Origin of the sequence: Bacillus cereus group sp. Bce019, from assembly GCF_051781745.1 — a bacterium.
Classification (GTDB): domain Bacteria; phylum Bacillota; class Bacilli; order Bacillales; family Bacillaceae_G; genus Bacillus_A; species Bacillus_A cereus.
Map to the genome: position 1 here is coordinate 58636 of NZ_JBPWJX010000019.1, position 24368 is coordinate 83003.

Genomic DNA, 24368 nt, shown 5'->3' on the forward strand with positions numbered 1-24368 from the left:
ACACAGGAAACCTTTTAAAGAGTCTGTATTGAATATTAAGTATATAATCGCGGTTCTCCTATAGTCAGTAAAGACTATGGAAAAGAAAAGAGAGAAGCAACATCATGAATATAGAATTACATTTAGATAAAGGAAGGATAGAAAAATAACAAAGGAGAGTAAAAATGAAGATTTGGGAATTAAAGAGTTCATTTGATGACTATGAATCCTTTCAACTATTGAATTTAGAAGAAGATTCTAAACAGTATTTTGAAGGAAAAATTGACTCGGCAGTAAAAGCATCTGATTCATGGGGAGAAATACGTATTAAATGTGTAGAAGAAGGAAATCAAAGTAATTTTCCTCATTTTTGGGGAGAAGTTGGTACACCAATGGTTAGTGGGGAAGCTAAAAAATTCTTAGAGTCTATGCTTGGTGATAATGTAGAATTTCTTCCCCTAATTCATGATGTGACGGGAGAAGTGTACTATATAATTAACGTTCTAAATGCAATAGATGCCATTGACTATGAGAAAGCTATACTAAAGAAATTACGTTCTGGCTTAGTAATAGATTTCAAAAAATACGCCTTCTTACCTAATATGGTTAAGAACCAAACAATATTTAAAGTTTACTTAAATGAAATATTACATATTCCTTCCGTTTTTGTATCAGATGAATTTAGAAATACAGTGTTAGAAAGTGATTTAAAAGGTTTTGAATTTATAGAGGTATGGGATTCAGAAGCAAACATGTAAAAGAAAGTCCTAAAATAACTGATAGAAGTTGAAGCAATGGCTTACATTAACTAGACACTTACAAGATGGAGATAGTGCAGATATAACTTGGTCTATACCCAAATATAATACCTATCCTAAAGGAGAATAAATACTCTTAGAAAGAAGTTTTTTATATGTGGAAAAATCTAATTTTAGAAATTGAAAAAATAGAGAAAAGTTTTAATGATAAACTGAATACACCCGCAACGGATAGTGAAGTTCAGAAATTAAGAGAACGCATGAAAGAGAGTTTTAATGTTGGCCTACCGAGTGAATATGAGGAGTTTCTTAAAAATGTAAATGGATTAGATTTTAACGGGCTAGTACTTTATGGAGTTGACTCTTATTTGTTAGATACAGAAAGGGACGAATCAATTTGCGGGCTTATAGAAACCAATGAGATTTGGTATGAAAATGAATTTCAAAAAGAGTATCTTTTCCTTGGAGATTCAAATATAGCATGGTTTTGTAAAAACATATCTGAAGGTACTTATTTAGAACTTGATAAACCATCTGGTACGGTAATGAACACATATAATGATTTTAATACAATGCTTGAGGAAGCGTTAAAAATAACCCTTCTTTAATAGGATGATAAAATTATAACTGTTTATCCAATGTATTAAAGAATGTGAGGTACTCAAAATGAAAGTAACTACTCAGCCCATAGTTAAAAATGCAAGGCAATATGGAGGGGATTGTTAAGAAGCAATCCCCCTAAGTTTCAGATGAAATTAAATGATTGAATATTTATATTTAAATAACCGTCTATTTATGCTTTAATATTTCTATGTACATAACTGGAATGATTAGGAAATTTTATTTAATATGTTTTAAGAAAGGGGAATGTTTTTTTATATGGAAACTCCAGAAAATCAATTTAAGCGTGCACTTAATCCTTGGTTCTCCATTTGGACAAAACCACGTGATACAATGAAAGAAATTTTTATATCCAAACCTAAGAATGTGTTTTTACTCATTTTATTAGGCTCATTCGTACAGACTTTAGATCGAGCATCTTCTAAAAATGTGGCGGATTCAATAAGTAGTCCATTTTCAATAATTTCAATAGTTATATTCGGTACCTTCGTTGCTTTCTTAATTTATTATTTTTTGCTACCAGCGTTATTTAATTGGGTAGCAAAAAAACTTGGTGGACAAGGTACCTTTGAAAAAACACGTTACTCAGTTGCCTATTCTTATATCCCTTACGTTTATTCTCTTATATTAGTTTGGTTGCCTTCATTTTTCTTGTTTGGGATAGAAAACTTTACGAGTGAGACACCGAAAATGGATAGTAGCATAACTTTAACGATTTTGTTTATTATTTTTGCCATAATTGATATAGTTATTGCAATTTGGACAATCATTATTTCCTTAAAATGTTTAGGAGAAGCACAACAATTTTCAGCATGGAAAGCATTATTAACAATAATAATATCCTTTATGATTATCATTCTTCCTTTAGTAATAATAGTATTTCTTATAGTAGGGGTTACAATCTTTTAATAATTTATTTGCTTCTTATGAACTTAGAGATTTAATAGAACGTATGAATTTGGTAACACATATTCTGGAATAGGTTCAGAGGGTATAAGGATTAGCATGTATATAGATGGGAATGGGAAAATTATCTCTGCTTTCCCATCGGAATAAATTTTATCTTTAGTATAAAGGAGTACAATAGTAATGAAATATCCATATAGCTTTGAAGTACTTACCAATGGAAAACTAGTTATGAGGCTTCCTCAAGAAATTAAACTTATGGAGACTTTTTTAGGCGTTGAAGTTTCTGCGTTTGGAGATTGGATTTTAGAAGAAATACATAGTGTTTTAAATGGGAAAGAAAATTACGTAGTAGTAAATGGAAACATTTGTGGTTTAGAAATTCGGAAAGATACAACTACTGTCCTAGACAATTTGGCTGAAGATGGTAAGGGAGATTTTTGTGAGATAGAAACGATTGAATTAGTAGATTTAATTCATATTTGGCAAGATAAACAAAAAGAATTTAAAAAAGGAAAAAATAAAGAATTGAAATAATAGATAGAGCTGACTTCCTATAGAGGTCAGCTCTATCTATTATTTCATATTTCTCCATTATCTCAGGTTTTAAAGTCTTTTTTCCTAAATAATTATCAGCAATAGTCATTGCAAAAGAATCTAAAGGTATTTAGATATGATGATGGGTGGAGAGATAGTTCACATGAATTTTGGTGTGATCCATTTAGTGGATTAAGAATTCGTTTACAGGAAGAGATTGCTATTGTATCTGATTTTATAGAAAATTTATATGAAGTGGATGAATATATAAAGATTTTAGACGATGCTGTAGAAGGGAAATATCTCAATTTTGAATTAGAATATAATGCTGCAGTAGTAAATTCTAATAGTCCGTGGAAATGGAGGTAGATTAGTGGTGGAGAAAAATTAACAGCTCCCCAAAAAGCTATTATTAAGCAGGTTGCTATTGAGAAAGGTTTAATACCTGATGTTCCTATGAAATTAGGTACACAATATCCTGATTTTAAGAAAGCTGGTTTAATTATTAAATCGGATGAGTTACCAGAGAAAATGTGGTTGGCAAGTGACAAACAACAATTTAAATGGTTAGATGCCAGGTAAAATGGAATTAGTACCATTTGGAATACATATTTCATAAAGATGGGCGGAGTGAAGGACATTGGTCTTATAGATCTAAAGGTAGGTAAAGAAATGGAGGAATTAAAATGAAGATTAAAAATGGTAGTGAACTTCAATCACCAAATGATGAATTAATTGAATCATTTGAGGAATATTGTGAGATAAAATTACCAACTGATTTTATAGGTTTTTTGAAAAAATATAATGGCTCTATTCCAATTACTAATGTTTTTTCACATGGAAAAAACGAACTTTTAATTGAACGTTTCTTATGTTTGTTGGAGGACCCAGAAGATGATGATGAAAATGGTTGGTATGATATAGAGGTTGTATTATCTGATATTGATACTCGTTTAACGGATGATGAAGATTTAACAGGGATAAATGTTATTCCGTTTGCTGTTTTATTCGCAGGTGATTTTCTTTGTTTAGATTTTAGAGAAAAAGAAATACCATCTGTTGTGGTATGGTATCATGAAGAATCAGAAGAGTTGAATCCGGTAACTAGTGAAGTTGCAGATAATTTTAGTGAGTTTTTAAGTATGTTAAAAGAATAATGTAAGAAAAATAATTAAATTTTATTTATGGGTTTAAATTTATATTAAAGTTTTTTTGCTTTTAATATTTTAATTAAAAAAGAAGACTAATATTTGCTTTTTAGTCTTCTTTTATTTGCTTTTTAATAGGTTGATATATATTTTTAAAAAGAAATTAAAGGAGAAATGTATCAAGGATATTATCCTTTTCTTCTTTATTAATACCAATGTATTTAAGTGTAATTTGTGGTGTATGATGATTAAGGATTTCTTGCAACATCGCTACATCTTTTGTTCATAGAACCAATATCCGAAGGTTTTTAAATTATATATTAATGAATTATGCTTTCTTAGATAAAGCAAATCGAGTTCAGATAAACGAAGAACATAGAATACATAATTTTAGCTAGATTTATTATTAACTAAACTATCCCCACCACCAAGCTCCGCCTCAATCTGCGAAGTTTTCGATGACTCATCCATACGCCAATACGTAATAAAGCTGATCGCGATACATCCAGCTACGTAGAAGTAGAAGAGTGATTCCATTCCGATACTTTTTAGCCATAATGCGATGAACTCAGCTGTTCCGCCGAATATCGCAACTGTTAGTGCATATGGTAAACCTACGCCAAGTGCACGAATTTCAGTTGGGAAGAGTTCTGCTTTTACAATTGCGTTAATGGATGTGTAACCAGTAACGATAATGAGACCGACCATCATGAGTAAAAATGCTACGATTGGTTCTGTCGTTTTTTCCATGAAGAAGAAGATTGGTGCTGTTAGTAACGTTCCGAGAATACCGAATGCCATTAATAGTGGGCGGCGTCCAATTTTATCGGATAATAGCCCTGCAATTGGCTGAAGTACGACGAATATAAGTAGTGCGACAAAGTTAATCCAGCTTACAACTTCTTTCGGAAGGCCGACTGTGTTTACCATGAACTTTTGTAAATATGTTGTGTACGTATAAAATGCAACAGTGCCTCCTAATGTTAGGCCGACTACTGTTAATACTGCTTTCGGATGTTTCATAAGAGCGCGAATGGTTCCTGCGCTTTCACGTTTTTGTGATTTTATGTTTGAGAACTGTTCCGACTCATCCATCGTGCGGCGAAGCCATAATACAGCTACTGCGCCCATCGCTCCAATAATGAACGGAATACGCCATCCCCAAGCTTTCATATCTGGTTCGCTTAGTAATTGCTGAAGAACAATTTGAACGCCTAACGCAACCATTTGTCCAGCAACGAGCGTTACATATTGGAAACTTGAATAAAAACCACGGCGGCCACTACTAGCCATTTCAGATAAATACGTTGCGGAAGTTCCATACTCTCCGCCGAGTGACAACCCTTGAAGTAAACGAGCAAGAACTAAAATAATTGGTGCCATAATACCGATACTTTCGTAACTCGGTGTACAGGCGATAATTAAAGAACCACCGGCCATAACCGTAATGGAAAGCGTTAATGCTGCCCGGCGTCCGTGCCGATCCGCATAACGTCCCATTAATAAACTGCCGATAGGGCGCATTAAAAACCCAACTGCGAAAATAGCTGCTGTGTTCAGTAACTGACTCGTTGGATCGCCTTTAGGAAAGAACTCCGCTGAGAAGTAAACAGCGAAAGCAGAGTAAACGTACCAGTCGTACCATTCAATTAAATTGCCGACAGAACCTTTAAAAATATTGCCGGCGACTCGGTTTGATTTTACTTGAGCCATAATCATTCCTCCTCTTGCTTAGTAATAAAATGATAATTATGAAAGCGTGTTCATTGTAGTTGAATTGTACTGTCTACAGAATGAAATCTCAATATTATGACAATTTTATTCTTTTTGTACTTTATGTACACGGAGAATTTTAATAGTTGCTTCATTATTAGTTTTGTCATAATAATAGAAAGGAGATTGATAGTTTAGAATATTTCATCAAAGGATAAGGAGCATGAAAAAATCACGCAAAGTGTCATTACAAACGAAAATAGTAAGCTTAATTATCGCGTTAATTTTATTTGTCGTTCTCCTATTAGCGGGAATATTTGTTTACATTCAGTCCGTTGATACGAAGCACCAAGTGGAGCAACTAGCACTGCAAACAGCGAAGTCGCTTTCTTTTATGCCTGCTATAAAAGATGCTTTTCAAAATAACGAGCATAAAAGTACGATTCAATCTATTGCGGAACAAGTTCGTGAGCAAGCTGGTGCAGATTACGTCATTATAGAAGATCGCTTTGGGGTTATGTATTCCCATTCTAATTCGGATTTAATTGGCACAAAGAGTAACAATCCATATAACTATGAAGCACTTACTTTTGGTGGCTATTATACGCTTGAGGGAAATGGTACAAGTGGTCCGTCTTTAATGGCGAAGGCACCTATTATTGTTCATAACGGAGACTATGATCAAGTAGTAGGCGTTGTGACAGTAGAGTTTTTAATAAAAGGAATTGAATCTAACATATTGAGCAGAACGAAAGAAATTATCCTCTTTTCTTTAGCGGTGTTATTAGCCGGAATTGTTGGGGGCATTCTTTTAGCACGTAGTATTAGGAAGGATACACTCGGGTTAGAGCCGAATGAAATCGCAACGCTATACCGGGAACGAAGCGCGATACTACTATCTATAAAAGAAGGAATTATCGCCATTGATCAAAACGGTTTTATTACGATGATGAACACGTCGGCAGAAGAAATGCTTCATGTAAATGATGATTATATGCAGCAGCACATTTCAAAAGTTTTACCGGAATTTAATATGGAGAGAGTGCTAGAAAACGATCAAGAAATCGCGTTTCAAGATAAGGTGTTTATTTTAAATATGACGCCGATACTCGAAAATAACAGTACGGTAGGAGTTGTATGTAGTTTTAGAGATAAAACAGAACTGCAAAACCTTGTTAATACAATATCTGAGGTAAGAAAATATTCCGAGGACTTACGTGCTCAAACACATGAATTTACAAATAAACTTTTCGTTTTATCAGGATTACTTCAGTTAGGACATTACAAAGAAGCAATTGAATTTATCCAGCAAGAATCTACTATTCATCAAAGCCAAAATCATATTTTATTTCATCAAATTCACGATGCGAAAGTACAAGCTATTTTATTAGGAAAACTCGGAACAGCGTCTGAAAAGAAAATTGATTTTCATATTGAAGGAGATAGTGCGCTTCATCCGTTACCAGACCATATAAAAGTGTCGCATCTTATTACGATCCTTGGAAACATAATCGATAATGCATTTGATGCGGTGAATGAACGAGAGGAAAAGAGTGTTTCCTTCTTTGTTACGGATATTGGACGCGATATTGTGTTTGAAGTGATAGATAGCGGGATAGGGATACCGGCAGAAAAAATAACGACCATTTTTCAAAAAGGATTTTCAACGAAAGGAACTGATCGTGGTTACGGACTAGCAAACGTGAAAGAAATGGTAGATCTACTAGAGGGAACAATTGAAATTCAAAACGAGAAAAATGGGGGAGCTATTTTTACAATTTACCTTCCGAAAACATTGAAAGAAAGCACATGACAAACAGGGGGATGGACATATGTTGAAGGTTGCAATTGCAGAAGATGATTTCCGCGTCGCGCAAGTTCAGGAAGAGTTTTTATTAAAAATAAAGGATGTAAAAGTGATCGGAAAAGCATTAAACGCAAAAGAAACGATGGAACTACTACAAAGGGAAGAAATCGATTTGCTTCTATTAGATAATTACTTACCAGATGGAATTGGAACAGACTTATTGCCAAAAATTCATGCTGACTTTCCAAGCGTTGACGTCATTATGGTAACGGCGGCGAATGAAAACTATATGCTAGAAAAAGCAATTCGAAATGGCGTAAGCAACTACCTTATAAAACCGGTCACGTTAGAAAAATTTGTTCGCACAATTGAAGATTATAAAAGAAAGAAGCAACTATTACATAGTAACAATGAAATAAATCAAGCACTCATCGATAACTTCTTCGGGACTTCGCAAACACAAGACATAAAAAACTTACCGACAGGTGTTGATCCGTTAACACTGCAAAAAGTGAAAGGGATTATAAAAGGATTCGAAGAGGGCATTACAATAGAAGAAATGGGAGAACAAATGGGGGCCTCCAGAACAACCGCAAGAAGATATTTAGAATACTTAGTAGCGACAAACGAATGCACAGTAGAGTACACATACGGTATTATCGGACGACCAGAACGAAAATACCGAATAGGACGAGGACTATGAAAAAACGATTATTACTATGTATATGGATCATGACAGGAGCAATAACTGGTTGTTCCTTGGAAAAAACTCAAACGAATACAGTAAACATAGAAGAAGTAGAAATCGTTGCGCCGAACGTTCAAGGAGCCGGATGGGACTTAACGGCACGAGCGATGCAAAAAACACTAACGGAAGAAAAAATCTTCACAAAACCAATCACTGTCACAAACAAAGTAGGCGGCAGCGGTGATGTCGGTTGGAAATATACGAAACAAAAAGGTGGTCACGTACTCGCGATCAACTCAAGCTTACTCATAACGAACAACCTACTAGGCCACAGTAAACTAACATATAAAGACTTCACGCCACTCGCAACACTTGCGTCAGACTGGGAAGTCGTTGTCGTATCAAAAGACAGCACCATAGATAACGCAAACGAACTAATGAAACAACTAAAAAAAGACGAGAGAAACTTCAAAATCGGTGTTGCCCCCGGCCTAGGAAACGACGATCACCTATCCTTCGTACAAGTAAGCAAAGCCTTCGGCATAAACCCAGCCGAACTACAATTCTTCGTCTACGAAAACAAAGAAAAAATCATAAACGCCCTAACGAACAAACAAATAAACGCCGCAACCATGACCCTATCCGAAGCCGAAAAACAATACAAAGCCGGCAAAATAAAAATACTAGCCGTATCCGCACCAAAACGCCTAGACCGACTACCAGAAATCCCAACATGGAAAGAACAAGGAATCAACGTCATCTTCCAGCACTGGAAAGGAATTATGGGCCCAAAAGATATGACGGAGGAAGAGGTTGCTTATTGGGATGATGTGATTAAGAAGATGGTGGAGAGTGATAGTTGGAATGGGATTTTGAGGGAGCGGGGTTGGGATAGTTTTTATAAGGGGAGTGGTGAGAGTAGGGGGTTTTTGGAGGAGAGTAGTTTAGGATATAGTGAGTTGATAGGAGGCATTGGCTTGAAATGATGAGAGATAGCATGCATAAAATAAGCTACGTAATCTCTTATATAAAAAAACTTCTTATTACATGTACTAATTATGTGAGGTGAGAAGGTGTTTTTTATGGTATAGAGATTATAGATTAAGATAAATTATTTGTTAATGTTATTGGCAATAATAGAAGCAATATAATAATTATTCAACCAATAACACTGCCTTGTAATTTGCTGTCCATCAGGTAAAGTAACCTTGTTAGATCCATTACGAGCTTTTGGTCTAATATGTGCAACGCCGTTGAAATTCATTTTTTGTTGTGAAACTTACTAGTCCTTCGTTTAGGAGATATTTACGAACTGGTGCTGTCATATAAGGTGGCTTTAATGAAAAAGCTCTTTGCATTGCTTGAATTTCAGAACACGGTTGTGAGCGAAGTGAATTTTTATTGGAGCCCTTAGTGCAAGCACCTAAATAGTTTGTATCACCTTCAGATAATTCATGAGCTTTGCCGGTACGAATTTTATTTACGATGGTTTTCCAATCTCGCTTAATTATTTCTAAATCAGCTCCAGGGTAGGTAAACAGAAGGCTTTTTGTAATGTGAAAATCTTTACGGTCTACGCCAGGTGCCCATTCATAGAACATTAATAGGGGTTTCTCGTTTTTCTGCCAAAAGTTTGATGTCTCAAAGTGTGTATGAACTTCTTCCATATAGTTGATAATATTTAAGACTAGTCGTTCTTTGGCTGATAATGAACCATTTTTATTTTGTTTAAATGCAGTTACTTTGAGCTCAATACCCAGGTGCTTAAAGTCAGCTTCTGCGTTTGAATTGACTTCATACCCAAAAAAGCTTTCTTCAATTACTTGCCCAAGTCCACCTTTTGATTTAGCATTTGCAAGTCGGTTTGTTGAATCAATCTCACCAAATGTTTTTCCTGCAGCTTCTTGCGCTTTTTGCATTAATTCTTCTATTGTAGTGTAGTCCATAATAATCTCCTTTCTGTATTTGTTGTTGAGTTGTATGATTTTAATACAAATTAAAGTTATGCTATAATTAAAAGCTATTTCAATTTTATATAGGTAAAATTTATAAGAAGGAAAAGGTAGTTGTTACCACTGAAAAACAGTAATATTGGATCTTTTCAAGATAATTTATTTCGTTTATAATATTGATATGGTAGAGAAGTATGCTCTCTTAATTTTTATAAGCTAAAAAAGGATAGTTCTTAAACTTTTGTAGATAATCTTTTCCTCACTTTTAATTATAAAGAAGCATAAGTAAATAAAATACCGAAAGGATGTTCGTGTATTTATGGTGAAAGTAGTAGAACTTTTTGCGGGAGTAGGAGGTTTTAGATTAGGGCTAGAAGAAAATGAAAACTTTGAAGTTCTGTGGGGGAACCAGTGGGAACCTTCAACTAAAGCACAACATGCATTTAATTGTTATGCAACTCGCTTTAAAAATAAAGGAATACATGTAAATAGAGATATCGCTGAAGCTTGGCGGGAAGTACCTGAGCATGATTTATTAGTAGGGGGATTTCCTTGCCAAGATTATTCTGTTGCACGTACTTTATCAAATGAAAAAGGAATACAGGGGAAAAAAGGTGTTCTTTTTTGGGAGATAATGAACATAGTTAATTCTCACCACCCAAGGTTTGTCTTGTTAGAGAATGTAGATAGGTTATTGAAGTCACCAGCAAAACAAAGAGGTCGTGATTTTTCTATTATGCTGGCGAGTTTTAAGGATGCAGGTTACGCGGTAGAATGGAGAGTTATTAACGCTGCTGATTATGGATATTCGCAAAGAAGACGCAGAGTATTTATTTTTGCATACTTAAAAGAATCTCATTTTGCATCTGTTCAAAATGAAATGAAGTCATTAGAAATATTATGTCAAAATGGATTCTTCGCTCCGATTTTTAATGTGCATGAAGCACCTGAAGTAAACAAAAAAAGAGGGCAATTTAACTTACCAGTCGATATTATTGAGGTTTCTGATACATTTAAAGCTGAATACTATAATTCTGGCGTGATGATAGATGGACAAGTGTATACTGAAGAAGTTGTCCCAGTAACGGAAAACCCAAAGACTTTAGGGGAAGTTGTTCAAAAAGTATATGAAAAATTCGGCCCTGCAGATGAATCATATTATTTAAAAATGGATAAAGTTAATAAAAAGGGCAGAACGGAATTTGAAGAATTTAAGTATCTTAAGGGTCCTAAAAAAGAAGAAAGAGTATCAAAGGCAACGGGGCATAAATATTACTACTCTGAGGGAGGAATGGCTTTCCCTGATGATTTAGATAAGCCTGGACGTACAATGTTAACAAGTGAAGGAACCTGTAATAGAAGTTCGCATGTAATTGAAGATCCTTATACAAAAAGATTAAGATATTTAACGCCAGCTGAATGTGAGCTCTTAAATGGTTTCCCAATGGATTGGACGAATACTGGTATGCCTCAAAGAAATAGATACTTTTGTATGGGAAATGCTTTAGTGGTTGATTTGGTGAAGCGAATGGGTCAACGGATTTTAGAGATTAACAAAGAAGAAGAGAAGATGGATAGTACTGTTCAGTACAGTCTATTTTAAGAAGTAAACATAGTGCATATTTATTAGATATTTAAAAATAATAAAGCGTTAAGATAACCTGAGTTCTATAGTTATAGGCTTAGGTTATCTTAACGCTTTTTTACGGATGGGGGAATTGAAACATAAAAATAAGCTAATTAAATTCAAAAGAGAATTTTGTTAGATGTAAAATTTAATTATTAAAGGATGATTTACATTTAATAGAATTCCGTAACTGCAGAACTCAAGACAAGGAGAGATTTTATGCCGATTAACAATGAAAATAGTGCTATTCCATCAAACTTTGTTCAAGGCTCTTCTGATATGTAAAAGATAAGGGCCGTGTTTTTATAAGCGTTAGTGATTTAGGAAGTATATCATACAAAAATGTGTAACAATAATTTGCATTTTTATTATTTAATAGAATGCAAATTAAGAAATAAAGGTTGTTTAAATATAGAAATCTCTTATATTTGGATAGTCTTTTTAAAAATTTAGTGTATTATATAATTTGGATTGAAAATTTTGGGAGTTATTTTATTTAATAGATAAATTATTTGTTTAGAAAGAGCTATTGGAGGTTGGAATAAATTTGGAAGGTTATACTAAGGACTTGTTTGGGATATTATCGACTGCCAAACTTGAAATCGATGAACTGAGAAGTTTTTTAGAGTTGGATGAAAGTAATAGCATTATTGCCTTTAGAGGTGAGCCTCAGGACTATGGAGATACGAAACTACTACCCTCAATGAATAGAATAAATATGAGTATTAATGATGAGAAAAACTTTTTTGATTCATTACGAGATTACGGCATAATAAGTGATAATAGTGCTAGTTATGTAGAAAAGGCAATAGAAGCGCAACATTATCTACAAACAAGCAGATTACTAGATATAAGTTTCAATGTACTTATTTCTATTTATTTTGCAACATTGCAAGATAATGATTTGGATGCTCAACTATATGTTTTTTGTTTTCCTAAATGTTTTTCACCTAGTTCCCAATATATAAACCAGTATTATACAAATATGATGGAAAATAATAAGAAAAATTTAATACTACGTAATAACTTTAAAGTTATTACGCACGGATACTATAATGAGCGTATGAAATTGCAAAGTGGAGGATTTGTTCTTTTTCCAAGTGAAAACATGGCACCAATACCTAAATGTTTCTATCGTACTATAACAATTCCGTTCGGGTATAAAGAGTCAATTCGTAAAGATCTTGTAACTTATTTTTCTATATATGAATCTTCTGTTTTTCCAGAGAAAGAAAAACGCAAAGAGATTGTGTTGGAAGCTATGAAAAGGGGGCGAGTAGAAAAAAATCAAAATTATATTGATTTAGAATTAGAGTCATATTTTGAATACTTAACGTATGATATAAAATGGGATATAAGAGAGGTTAGCGAATTTAAAAATGCTAAAGGTATAGAGCTAGAAGATAAGAAAAATAGAATTTATAGAAAGCTAAGGAAGGCTAATCATGATTTGAAAAAGAGTATAGAGGAATTATCTGTAGATAAAGAATTTTATATAGAGAAAGCGCAATTTAATTTTGAAGGCTTAAAATTAATGTGTGAAGAAGAATTAAGGAGAATTTAAATATGATTTTAACTGATAATGATAAGAACTTGCTGCTGAGAAGGTTGAATATTCCTGAAAAGAGCGCAAGTTTTTTGCAAGATAGAAAGATATTAGAGATTAATGATGATAATGGAGATACATTAGAGTATTATATAGGAGATTTTCGTAAAAATAATAGTGATATAACAGAATATATAGGTAAAATAGAAAATGAGAACATAGAAATGCAGTCATTACTAATATTTGAGAATTGGGAACAAGAGCAGGATTTTATTGATAGGAAAAAAAATGAAGAAAAGATTGCTAAGAAGAGAAGAGAAATTGAGAATCTCGTTAAAAAATCTCGAATAGTATATTTTATTAAAGAGGATGAAGTTAGAATAAATTTAGAAAAAGATGAAGGTATTAATTATTTAGAATACATAGACAAAAGTAAGAAAGGGTTTATTTTTAATGTTTCACTATTAGAATTAGGTAAACTATATAATACAACTGGGAAGTATTTATTTAAAGATAATGTAAGGCAGGGAAGGCATGATAACAAATCATTTCCTTTGGAAAGTGTGTTTAAGGAGACATTTGAAATAGGTTTATATCATTTATATAAGAAAAAAAATAGCAGATATATTAATAAAATAAGGGAATATTTTGATGAAAAGCTACTTGAGAGTTATGAAGAAAAATCTGAAATTCTAGAGGATTTTTGGTTCCATCATAATGGCATAACAATATTTTCTGAGAAAGAATACAATGTTCAATATGATTATATATCTTTTGTAGCTGAAAAAGTAAGTGTAATTAATGGAGCTCAAACTTTGACACATTGTTTTTCATTGATTAGACAGATTAAACAAGAATGGCTTGATATTTTAAAAGAAAAAGTGGAAGTAGATGAAGATATAGATGAAAATAAAAAGGGAGAGATAGTTGCAGAAATAAAAACAGAATTAGGGGATATGTTAGAATTTTTGAAAGAAAAAGTGAAATTGAAAGTCATTTTTCTTTTTTCTGAAGATAGTGGCTTGAAAAAATCAATAACTCGGGGCTTAAACACGCAAATTCCAATTTTGGAGGAAGATATTTTAGGAGCTTCTGATTCCTCGGAAGAAATTAATAAAAGATTGAAAAATAAAGGGATTAAGATATGTAGATCCGGAGAATACCTTGATAATGAAAGAACCTTCAGTGTATTAGAATTTGCGAAGGCGTATTTAATATTTGAAGAGAAGCCTGGAACAGCTAGAAATTTAAAGAAAGATAAATTAAGTGGTATATTGAATGATGTATCAAAAGCATTTGGTAATGAGTCAAAAGTAAATAGCTTTAGTAAAGCTATTCAATTATTCTCTAAAATAGATGAATGGTGGAGGAAAAGAGAGGATCCTTTCGAGGATGGGAAAGATTCGAGTGTGTATGATGGACTTAAAAGAAATGGTAAAAGTTATTTTAAATCGTATTGTTGGAGAAGTTATAAAGAATTAGTGGATATTGAATTAGATGTTGCGGATGCATTGCAAGTAAAATATGAACAATTCATTAATGAATTTATAGTGTTAAAGGAACAAGAAGATCCTATTAATTCAAATGATCTTAAGAAAGATGAGTTATATCAAAAGTATATTAGAGAAATGGAGAATCAGCAAAAAAATATACAGTCGGATAATTCTATCAATGAGGAAAATATGTTATCTGAATACTTGAATGATAAAGGTCATAACTCAAAGAGTAAAATTACTAAAAGTATATTTGCTAAGAATTATTTTAAAAAGCAAGGAATTAAGGGGAGAATTAGAACGGTTACAATCGTAAACGGAAAAGTTAAGGAGAGCTTTCCGTTTAATGGAGAAACATTTAGTTCATTACATGAACATGAAAACTATCCAGAAATATATAATGATTTAACGTTATCTAGTAGTTTGACCTTTGAAAACTCAATTTTTAAAAAAGAAGTTGAGCAACCGTTTATATTGGTTGTTTTTTATGAAGAGGATAATTCAGAGGTAAGTAAAATTACGGTTATTAAAAACTTTAATTTTAGCGCTTATTTAGAAAAGGCAAAAAAAGCCTTTGAAGAAACAATAGAAGCTTTTAGGATAGGTGATTCTCAAAAATTCCCTAAGTCTTCACAAAAAGATGGGGCATTTCACATTAGACCTAAAGCCAGAAATAGTAAAGATACGTTTGAATTTACTAATGGCGAACAAGAAGTGAGAAGGACTTTCTGGGCTAATAAGGATACTGTATTAGGTATAATAAATTCACTACAAAATTAAATTTTTGTAGAATAATATAGTTGGTAAGTTAAAATACAACTATCCAAAATTTCAACACTCTTCATAAACGAAGAAGAAAACTATATAAAAGAAGTGATGAAGCAGTTTAACAACTAGTTAAACTGCTTCATTGTAATAAGAAAAACTTAACCAAGGGAACCTACAACAAACTAATCCGAGACTAAAGTCCACAAGTAATAAAAAACACCCACAATAAAAATTCTACCTGAAGATAAATACATAAAAGAAATCTGAAAAAAATAGAAGAGGAACTAAATGAATACCTAAAAGTAACAACCAAAAACACAAACTCGAAGAACTATCCGACCTACTAGCACTAATAAACGCCCTAGTCGAGCACGAAGGTATAACAGTAGAAGAAATTAATGTGAACATAAAGTAATTCCAAAATATAAGTAATTGATTAAATAATTTTTCAAGTGACTGAATACGTTATAAACTAAACAATAGCGAAAATATTGAAGTAACTGAAAGCAGGGGTTACTTCTTTATGGGAAATGCTATTGTTACAGGCATAATTAAATGAACTGGTGATAAACCATAAAATATTATTATATTATAAAAAATAAAATGTTTATAAAAGGAAGATTGAGTATTTCCCTGAGCATCCTTGATGGTGAAATGTTTTTATTACTAATACCTTATTATTTAAATGAAGATAGCTGACTATTTTATAGTTGTTATATTCATTTTTATTTTTTACTTATTGCTGGAAATACTGGGTGTTTCATCTTCTAATTTAAAGAGTAAATTAATAAAAGTGGTTGTTGATGTTATAATTAATAAGGATTGTTCATTAATAACTTAGGGAGAATATTATTATGAGTCAAAGTAATGAGCTAATTCTTTTTGCTCAAAAAGAATTAGATGAAAAACTGTCTATCTATAAAGGAAAGAAAGTTTCTGAACTTAAAGATGAATTGGGATTATTTGAAAAGGATAGTAAAGCCTCTTTTGTAAATTTAGCTAGGAAGATGTTGAAAATAAGCAACAATAAATTGGATTTATGTGATAAAAAAGTACAAGCGGTTTTAAAAACGGTGCGTTTAACCGGAATGGAAACTCCTGCTGAAGCTATGTCTTTCATGCCAATTAATTTTGATGAATGGATTGCAGCGGATTCCTGGAAGAGTAGTTCTTTGTATAAATATTTTAAAAGCAAGACATTAATTCTCTTCATATTCCAACAATACCCTACTGGTAAGCGTGTAGATGATAGTGAAATGACTTTCTTGGATGCAAAGGTTTGGAAGATGTCAGAATACGATATGAATCATGGTCTGAAAGAAGTGTGGGATCAAGTTCGCTACTTAATCAATGAAAGAAAACTTGAGATTACACCTGTAGAACAAAAGAGTGGAAAGATTATCAATAAAAATAATCTACCATCTAGTAAATTTAATTCACTCGGTCACTTAAGACCAGGTGGGAAAAATGGCGATGACAAAGTGGAGTTACCTACAGGGCAAAGTATAGTAAAACAGCGCTTTTGGTTCAATGTAGAATATATAAAAGAAATTATAGATTTATAGGACGGGTGAAGATTTATGGGAAATATTAATCTGTTTGATTTATATAATGAAGGATTTGTTAAGGATGGGGGACATGATATTAATGTTCCTATCAAAAAGGCGAGTGGAGAAAAGTATAGTGGCAAAACCTACGCCATCCCTTTAAAGTATCTCTATTATAATGAGCAAAATGGTCGAATTGGTGTTGCACTGTCGAATTATGAAAGTGCTAACGGGAAATTGTCCCCAGGGCATAACGAAGAATACAATATGATTGTTCAAAATATGTTAACAAACGATGACGATAAGACCAAAAAAGATATGGAAGTCTTAAAAAGAGATATTGCAATGAAAGGCCAAGATCAGCCTGGCTATGTTTTAAGCGATGGGCGTGTCATTGATGGCAATCGCCGCTTTACAGCAAGAAGATTACTTGATCAGGATCCTGCAATAATAGAACAGCAATATTTCGAAGCAGTTATTTTAGATGATCTATCTGTAGAAAACATTGATGACCGAAAGCGGATTAAGTCGCTGGAATTACAGATTCAATTTGGAAGATTGGATAAAGTAGATTACGATCCGATTGATAGAGCAATCGATGCCTACAAAACCGTTTCAGTGAATACTATTATGACTGCAACGGAATATTCTAAATTTGCTGGACTAAAACCTAATGAGGTAAGCAATTTACTGCTTGAAGCAGAGCTAATTGTGAAATTCTTAGAATTCTCGAATACCAATCCAGATAATTATGCGTTGGCAAAACAATTAGAGTTAGATGGGCCACTTCGAGATATGCTTCCTCAGTATAAAAAATTCAAGAATACAGCAAACGCAGATCAGTTATTGAACAGCTTGTTTGCAAAAATTATTCAGGTGCGTTCTGTAAAAGAGGATTACAAACAAGAATTCAGACAAATAGTCAAAACGGTTGTTGGTACTAAAAATGAAGAAAAATTCATTGAAGAAATGGAAGAGTCAACTGATACAATTGTAGAGGCTTTAGATAATAAAGAGCCAATCAAGAACAATGTCGAACTGTTTTCTCGTTTGCATAATAATCAAGAAGTAGTTCAAGCAATCGCAGAAGTTCAAAAGATTTCAAACAAGCACTCTGAAAAGTCCAAAAATCGTCAAGAACAAAACATGCCAGCAAAACTTGCAGATAAGGCAATCACTACAATTGAATCAATTGATAAAAGAATTGTCCAAGAATTGCCTAAAGCTGAAAGGCAGAAGTTAAATGAAAGTTTGGGAGAGCTAAGGAAACAAATTGATGTGCTTCTTTCTATGGAGGGGTAAATTTGTTAAAGAATCTGCAAGGTCATCTTAAATCTAGTTATAACTCGATGATTCATAGTGTTTCAGATGAATTTTATAATCCAATATTGGGTGAATCTATTAGCTATAAACGAGTGAGTGGCTATTTTTCTTGTAAAGCACTTTCTATATACGCTGAAGGATTAGATAGGATTGCTGAAAATGATGGCTATGTTCAATTCATCATTTCTCAACATATTTCAGAAAAGGATTTTGAAGAAATTAAGGTAGGATATCATGAACGCTCAAAAGGGGAAACGTTAACCCAGATTGATAAGCAACGTCTAGGAAATTTAGCCTACTTGATATCACAGGGAAAAGCAGATGTGAAGTTTGGTCTAGTGAAAAACGGTTTGTTCCACACAAAATGGGGATTATTTGAAGATAAGCAGGGGGATATCATTTATTTTAATGGTTCACTCAATGAAACAGCAAATGCTATAGAGAACAATTTTGATTCCTTTGATGTGGATTTTTCTTGGGACGTAAGTATCAATGTTCGTTCTCGTATAAATCAGAAAGCAGAAGAGTTTTCTCTTTTATGGAACGATAATTATCCAGGTGTTCAAGTGATTGATGCCACAGAAATTATCTATCCTCTTCTACAAGAGTTTGATATAGGAAAGATTCAAAGAATACCAAACCCTGATAATAATTCCATTATTTTTGATATGAACGATATACATTTCTTTTTCGTTGATAAAAGCGAAGATGAAGTAAGTACAAAAAAGACCTTTAGGAATAAATTCAGCTTTTATGTAGATGAAGACAAGGGCTATCCATTTTTCAGGGGAGATTTAACTTATCGAGATATTGAAAGGATAATCGAACTTGCCAATAAGCAAGCAGATAAACATCAGTTCAACTTTATCGTTTCTTCACGTGTAGATAGCTATATTAATGGTCAGAAGTATTCCATAGAAGAATATCGAAAATCAGGCTTGACCTTGAAGAATCAAGATAGCAGGTGGGATGAAGAGTTTGAGGAGTTTAAGGAAGTCGTGGAGGCAGAAGTTTCCAGACCTCTAAAAGCATTACAGCTTCGCTCAGCTATGTATATGCTCACACAAAAAAGAGCGGCAAATTTTTCCGTTCCAGGAGCAGGGAAAACGGCTATGTTATTAGGTGTTTTCGCCTATCTAAATAGCAAGCGAAAAGAGGAACCGATTAAGCGATTATTAGTTGTTAGTCCAATTAACGCCTTTATGTCTTGGAAGGAAGAGTTTCAAGCTGTCTTTCAAAGTAAAAAAAATTTAAGAGCGCTTAGTGTCCATGATGAATCTATTGGTGGGAATAAATATGCGCTAGAAGCTCAGTGGTCTTCTGCAAATTTGATTTTGATTAACTATGAATCACTACCAAAGTTTAAAGATTCAATCATAAAATGCTTAGCCAATGATTCGGATACTATGCTCGTTTATGATGAGGTCCATCGTGTAAAAGGGGTGCAGGCTAAACGGGCCCTTGCTGCTTTAGAAATAGCAGACAAGGTCGATTATCGCTACGTCTTAACAGGAACCCCTATTCCTAATGGCTATTTAGATATATATAACTTCTTAAATATCTTATTTAAAAAGGAATATAGTGCATATTTTGGATTTGAGCAGAATATGCTGAAAAATCCCGATAGTTGGGAAATTGATGAGATTAATGAAAAATTGGCTCCTTATTTTTGGAGAACTAGCAAGGAAGATTTAGGTGTTCCACCAGCCGATAAAGACAATATTATAAAAATACCTCCATCTAAAGAACAGCTTCGTCTAGCGGAAATACTATACACAAAAACGCAAAATCCACTAGCGACCTGGATAAGAATGATTCAATTATCAACCAACCCTGAAATTGTCAATCAGGCGATAAATTACAGTGATCTAGGTTTTAGTGAAGATGCCAGTATAGATAATGATTCCTATGATCAGGTCAGTGCGAAGGCAAGAAAAGAGCTAGAAGAAAGCATTCATCAAGCGGTCATTGGTGAAGTAAGTGATTGGGATTTAGCAAATGTGGATTCCCCTAAATTCAATGCAGGTATTGAACTTGTGATGGATATAGTGAAGAAACATAGGAAAGTCGTAGTATGGGGGCTGTTCGTAAATACATTGAAGAAAATCACTCGTGTATTAAATGAAAGAGGCATTAATACAAAAGTAATTTATGGCGGCACGCCTCGTGCTGAACGCGACGATATCATCCACAAATTTAAAGAGAACACAGATGAAATACAAGTGCTAGTATCCAATCCGAACACGCTTGGAGAATCTGTGTCTCTACACAATATTGTCCATGATGCAATCTACTTTGAATATAACTATAACTTGACCTTTATGCTACAATCACGTGATCGTATTCATCGACTTGGATTGCTTGAAAATCAAAGTACACGATATTACTATTTGATGACGGTGAGCGATGGGGAAATTTATAATTTTATTGATCAAAAGATTTATGAAAAGCTGGCTGAAAAAGAAGAACGGATGAGGGAAGCAATTGATGGAGGCTATCTTGTTCCTGAGTTTGTTGATGATGAGATTGAGGAAATGAAGCGAATTATTGAGTCGGAGCGCCGGTTTTAAATCGCCATAATGGCTATAAGACTATTGTATTGTTTAACTACAGGTACCTATTAAAAAATTAATATTAGATAACGCTGGAGTAATGAGTATAAATTAATGGGGATTTGGTTCGGAGCTATCATTGAGAATTAGAATAAATAATAAGAATCATTAAGGGCCCAGGGAAGTATTTCTTTGGCCCTTTTTTTATGAAATAATACTTTGAAAAAACTTATTTTATATACATTTAAGATTAGTAGTGTTTTGGGGTATTTAGTTCCAAAATATACACTAGAAGTAGATTATGGAGTTGTTTTTTATTTACTTCACTTTTTTCGGCAGCCTACAGCATGTATTAAAGAACGATATCAATATTGAAGAATTGAAAAGCTAGTTAATAAATTTTCGATTAAAAAACAAACATATATAAATTTCTTCCTTGCACCTCCCCCAACGTCACCCCCTAACCTAAAGAAGACAAAATAAAAAGGGGGACAAAACTACTCATGAAAACCACCAGAAAAGAAAAAAGAAACACCATCATCATGCTATTACTCTCAGCCGCAATAGGAATCTTTTCACCACTACTCATGTACATTACACTGGCACGGAAAAATGAGATGTACAAATACCATTGCCGAAAGGCGTTCAACTTTCATTTGTTAATCTTTCTTCTATTTAATATTAGTTCGCGTATTAGTGATGTTTTGTTTTGAATCGTATTTGTTTTTGAGGTAGTTCAAGTGATTTTTGTTGCGTGGAAAGTAATACGCGACGAACCATATCGCTATTTCATTCGAATACCGTTATTTAAAGAAGATAAGTATGCGGTGGAAGGAGAATAGGTGATGAAACAAGAAGTGGAGATAAGGGGAAAGCGGATTTTTATTGTGGTCACAGTGTTATTTATTGCGATTTATATCGTTTTACGAAGACGAAAGTATGAGTACTTTTATGATGGTATTAGTGAGTATGACAATCGGTATAGAGGGAATGTTCCTTTTGTATTGATTGTTTTAGGTTTGTTTCAATATTGTAGGCAGACCGAGATGAATTTTTCTCGTATGCTTCAGTATGTAAAACAGAAGTTATCAGAGTAGGTGATGATATGGCGTGGATGATTAGTGAGTTTGCAAGTGTTGGGGATGTTACGGTGCGGACGCTTCGTTATTATGACAAGATTAATTTATTGAAGCCGAGCGATTATACTGAGGGTGGGCATCGGTTATATACGAAAGATGATTTGTATGTGCTGCAGCAAATTCAATCGTTTAAGCATCTCGGTTTTTCACTTAGTGAAATTCAAAATATTATATTGCAGCGTGATATAGAGACGGAAGAATTTTTAAGACAAATGCATTTTCAAAGGGAATTGCTTTTGGCGGAGCAAGAAAGAATTGCGAAGGTACTTTCGCATATGGATGAGATGACGAAGAAGTTTCAAAAGGAAGAACGAGTGGATGTCGCTTTGTTTTCTTCGTTTTTGCAAACTTTTATATGGGAGAAAGAAAATAAGGAATGGCTAGAGGAACATTTTTCAACGGATAGTGTTCGAGCTTTTTATAATAATAAGGAACTAAAAGAGAAATTTGATCGGCGTTTTATGGATGTGATAGGGACGTTGAAAAAGTATAAGGAGGAAGAGAAGGATCCGAGTCATCATGAAGTTCAAGTTACTTTGAAGGAGTTTTTCAATGTAATAGAAGAGGTAACGAACTATCTTGATATCTCTCAAAGTGATATAGAGGATATAATCAAACAATCAAAAATCCCATTAGCCGAATTCCCCACTCTTTTTACGGGTGAGGAAGAACAGTATATAAAAGAAGCAATCAATAAAATATAGCCTGTAAGTAAACAGTTTCCCTATTAGTAATAAAATGGGGAATCTGTCTTTCTGTTTTATTAAGACTAAAAACTATTTTCGATATCATGCTTTATTCTTTTTTCATTGATCATCATTGTAATACAAATCCTTCCGTTTACTACCTTTATAAGTATTTTTACAGGTAGTTTATTTGATAAGTGTTAATTTTTATTATCTGACAAATCAATCAAATAATTTTGTGTTGAAAAAAACATTAAAACATGGGAATATATAGTTTGAATGAAATTAATTGTAATTAAATAAAAAAGTGAGAGGGATAAGCGATTTGAATACTTTATTTGCATTATTATTTGTTGTATGCTTAATAGCATTAATTATTGGGATTATTAAACCTCAATTAGTAGTTAGATGGGGAGAAGAAGGAAAACGAAATAGAAAAAGTGTGTTAAAGTTCTATGGAATAGGTGTAATAGCAATGTTTGTTTTAGTTGGTGTAACTGCTGATGATACGAAAAAGGCAGAAGAGACAAAAGCTGTGGCTAAACCAGCTAAAGCTGAGCAGAAGAAAGAGTTAACAGCTGAGGAAAAGGCAGCAGCAGAACAAGCAGCGGCAGAGAAAGCAGCGGCAGAGAAAGCAGCAGCAGAGAAAGCAGCAGCGGAGAAGGCAGCAGCAGAACAAGCGGCGGCAGAGAAAGCAGCAGCGGAGAAAGCAGCAAAAGAGGAAGAAGAGCGCATTGGATATGAAACAGGAATTACATATGATCAATTAGCTAGAACACCGGATGATTTTAAAGGAAAGAAAGCTAAATTTACAGGAAAAGTTCTTCAAGTAATGGAAGGACAAGGTGAGACTCAATTAAGAATAGCGGTTAATGGAAATTACGATAAAGTATTATACGTTGTTTATAAAAGTGACATTCTAAATTCAAGAGTGTTAGAAAAAGATAATGTTACTGTTAAGGGGAAATCTGCAGGTATATATACTTATAAATCTACTATGGGTGGCGAAATTAGTATTCCAGCAATGTTAGTAGAAAAAATTGATATTAATTAATAAGAAGCAACAAAGCAGTTTAACACCTAGTTAAACTGCTTTTCCATTATAATAGAAGAAAAATCAAACGGAGGGAAACCCACATGCCAACCTACAACAAACTAATCAGAAACAAAATCCCACAAATAATAAAATCCAACGGAAAAACACCCACAACAAGAATCCTACCCGAAGAAGAATACATAAAAGAAATCTGCAACAAAACACAAGAAGAACTAACCGAATACCTAGAAGCAGACACAAAAGAACATAAACTCGAAGAACTATCCGACCTACTAGAACTAATAAACGCCCTAGCCGAACACGAAGGCACAACACTAGAAGAAATCAACAGCATCCGAAAAAAGAAAGCAGAAGAACGAGGTGGCTTCTCAGATCGAGTTTTCCTAATCGAAGTAACCGATAACTAACCCCTCCTAAGCCCCTTACAAGCCCCTACCAAGTAATAAATCACTAAGAAAAAACATAACAAAACAAAAACACCAACAAACACCGTAGTAGGAGTCGAAAAAAATTTTGAAATA

The 24368-nt window shown here is 33.5% G+C and carries 20 protein-coding genes and 6 pseudogenes; 23 read left to right on the forward strand and 3 right to left on the reverse strand.

Translation table 11 applies throughout. The features are described from left to right. The first annotated feature begins 164 nt into the window (after nt 1–164). From ACS2QP_RS21755 to ACS2QP_RS21790, 8 genes and pseudogenes are all read left to right on the forward strand, one after another. Entirely contained in the window at nt 165–737 is a 573-nt protein-coding gene (locus ACS2QP_RS21755; protein WP_438882823.1) for an imm11 family protein, read from the forward strand. A gap of 155 nt (nt 738–892) precedes the next feature. Next, complete coding sequence (locus ACS2QP_RS21760; RefSeq protein ID WP_438882824.1) at nt 893–1345, forward strand: YrhA family protein; 453 nt, start codon at nt 893–895, stop codon at nt 1343–1345. A 271-nt stretch (nt 1346–1616) separates the two neighbouring features. Beyond that, a complete protein-coding gene (locus tag ACS2QP_RS21765) occupies nt 1617–2267 on the forward strand; it encodes a Yip1 family protein (RefSeq protein ID WP_139872625.1) in 651 nt (216 codons plus the stop codon). Nucleotides 2268–2300: 33 nt separating this feature from the next. Further along, a pseudogene (locus ACS2QP_RS21770) lies at nt 2301–2414 on the forward strand (EndoU domain-containing protein); the annotation flags it as partial. A gap of 33 nt (nt 2415–2447) precedes the next feature. Further along, the gene (locus ACS2QP_RS21775) at nt 2448–2801 is read left to right on the forward strand and encodes a type II toxin-antitoxin system toxin (RefSeq protein WP_000877046.1); all 354 of its coding nucleotides are present in this window, start codon (nt 2448–2450) and stop codon (nt 2799–2801) included. 108 nt (nt 2802–2909) lie between these two features. Beyond that, nucleotides 2910–3140, forward strand: a pseudogene (locus tag ACS2QP_RS21780) (hypothetical protein); the annotation flags it as partial. A gap of 117 nt (nt 3141–3257) precedes the next feature. After that, a complete protein-coding gene (locus ACS2QP_RS21785; protein WP_438882825.1) occupies nt 3258–3383 on the forward strand; it encodes a hypothetical protein in 126 nt (41 codons plus the stop codon). 104 nt (nt 3384–3487) lie between these two features. Next, nucleotides 3488–3958: an SMI1/KNR4 family protein gene (locus ACS2QP_RS21790; RefSeq protein ID WP_212105556.1), complete on the forward strand. Its 471-nt coding sequence runs from the start codon at nt 3488–3490 to the stop codon at nt 3956–3958. A 154-nt stretch (nt 3959–4112) separates the two neighbouring features. Here ACS2QP_RS21790 and ACS2QP_RS21795 read toward each other — a convergent pair. Together ACS2QP_RS21795 and ACS2QP_RS21800 are read right to left on the reverse strand one after the other, a co-directional pair. Continuing rightward, nucleotides 4113–4255: pseudogene (locus ACS2QP_RS21795) on the reverse strand (tyrosine-type recombinase/integrase); the annotation flags it as partial. Nucleotides 4256–4339: 84 nt separating this feature from the next. After that, on the reverse strand, nt 4340–5662 hold the full coding sequence (locus tag ACS2QP_RS21800) for an MFS transporter (RefSeq protein WP_438882826.1): 1323 nt from the start codon (nt 5660–5662) through the stop codon (nt 4340–4342). 223 nt (nt 5663–5885) lie between these two features. Between ACS2QP_RS21800 and ACS2QP_RS21805 the strand changes: the two genes are divergently transcribed. Genes ACS2QP_RS21805 through ACS2QP_RS21815 form a run of 3 tightly spaced genes read left to right on the forward strand, consistent with a single transcriptional unit; the run spans nt 5886 to nt 9143 of the window. After that, nucleotides 5886–7475, forward strand: coding sequence for an ATP-binding protein (locus tag ACS2QP_RS21805; protein WP_438882827.1), 1590 nt, complete (start codon nt 5886–5888; stop codon nt 7473–7475). A 19-nt stretch (nt 7476–7494) separates the two neighbouring features. Continuing rightward, entirely contained in the window at nt 7495–8172 is a 678-nt protein-coding gene (locus ACS2QP_RS21810; RefSeq protein ID WP_438882828.1) for a response regulator, read from the forward strand. After that, entirely contained in the window at nt 8169–9143 is a 975-nt protein-coding gene (locus ACS2QP_RS21815; protein ID WP_438882829.1) for a tripartite tricarboxylate transporter substrate binding protein, read from the forward strand. Before ACS2QP_RS21810 ends, ACS2QP_RS21815 begins: the two co-directional genes overlap by 4 nt. Before the next feature lie 267 nt (nt 9144–9410). Here ACS2QP_RS21815 and ACS2QP_RS21820 read toward each other — a convergent pair. Continuing rightward, a pseudogene (locus ACS2QP_RS21820) lies at nt 9411–10103 on the reverse strand (Sau3AI family type II restriction endonuclease); the annotation flags it as partial. A 325-nt stretch (nt 10104–10428) separates the two neighbouring features. On the opposite strand from ACS2QP_RS21820, the gene dcm reads away from it, so the two are divergent. From dcm to ACS2QP_RS21880, 12 genes and pseudogenes are all read left to right on the forward strand, one after another. Next, entirely contained in the window at nt 10429–11712 is a 1284-nt protein-coding gene (gene dcm / locus ACS2QP_RS21825) for a DNA (cytosine-5-)-methyltransferase (RefSeq protein ID WP_438882830.1), read from the forward strand. A gap of 571 nt (nt 11713–12283) precedes the next feature. Further along, on the forward strand, nt 12284–13300 hold the full coding sequence (locus ACS2QP_RS21830) for an FRG domain-containing protein (protein WP_438882831.1): 1017 nt from the start codon (nt 12284–12286) through the stop codon (nt 13298–13300). Nucleotides 13301–13302: 2 nt separating this feature from the next. Further along, nucleotides 13303–15555: a DNA mismatch repair protein MutH gene (locus tag ACS2QP_RS21835; protein ID WP_438882832.1), complete on the forward strand. Its 2253-nt coding sequence runs from the start codon at nt 13303–13305 to the stop codon at nt 15553–15555. 201 nt (nt 15556–15756) lie between these two features. Continuing rightward, nucleotides 15757–15943, forward strand: a pseudogene (locus ACS2QP_RS21840) (nucleoside triphosphate pyrophosphohydrolase); the annotation flags it as partial. Nucleotides 15944–16397: 454 nt separating this feature from the next. Then, nucleotides 16398–17108 (forward strand): DNA mismatch repair protein MutH, encoded by a 711-nt coding sequence (locus ACS2QP_RS21845; RefSeq protein WP_438882833.1) that lies wholly within the window; start codon nt 16398–16400, stop codon nt 17106–17108. Between the two features lie 15 nt (nt 17109–17123). Further along, the gene (locus ACS2QP_RS21850) at nt 17124–18392 is read left to right on the forward strand and encodes an RNA polymerase subunit sigma-70 (RefSeq protein WP_088106492.1); all 1269 of its coding nucleotides are present in this window, start codon (nt 17124–17126) and stop codon (nt 18390–18392) included. Nucleotides 18393–18394: 2 nt separating this feature from the next. Continuing rightward, entirely contained in the window at nt 18395–20983 is a 2589-nt protein-coding gene (locus tag ACS2QP_RS21855) for an SNF2-related protein (protein ID WP_438882834.1), read from the forward strand. 485 nt (nt 20984–21468) lie between these two features. Continuing rightward, nucleotides 21469–21807: pseudogene (locus ACS2QP_RS21860) on the forward strand (DUF4870 domain-containing protein). A gap of 3 nt (nt 21808–21810) precedes the next feature. Then, complete coding sequence (locus tag ACS2QP_RS21865) at nt 21811–22062, forward strand: hypothetical protein (protein ID WP_438882835.1); 252 nt, start codon at nt 21811–21813, stop codon at nt 22060–22062. An 8-nt stretch (nt 22063–22070) separates the two neighbouring features. Continuing rightward, nucleotides 22071–22808, forward strand: coding sequence for a MerR family transcriptional regulator (locus ACS2QP_RS21870; protein WP_438882836.1), 738 nt, complete (start codon nt 22071–22073; stop codon nt 22806–22808). Between the two features lie 307 nt (nt 22809–23115). Continuing rightward, nucleotides 23116–23844 carry a hypothetical protein gene (locus tag ACS2QP_RS21875; RefSeq protein WP_016122017.1) on the forward strand — a complete coding sequence of 243 codons (729 nt, stop codon included), beginning with the start codon at nt 23116–23118 and terminating at the stop codon, nt 23842–23844. An 83-nt stretch (nt 23845–23927) separates the two neighbouring features. Then, nucleotides 23928–24254, forward strand: a complete 327-nt coding sequence (locus ACS2QP_RS21880; protein ID WP_088351727.1) for a nucleoside triphosphate pyrophosphohydrolase — start codon at nt 23928–23930, stop codon at nt 24252–24254. Nucleotides 24255–24368: the final 114 nt, after the last annotated feature.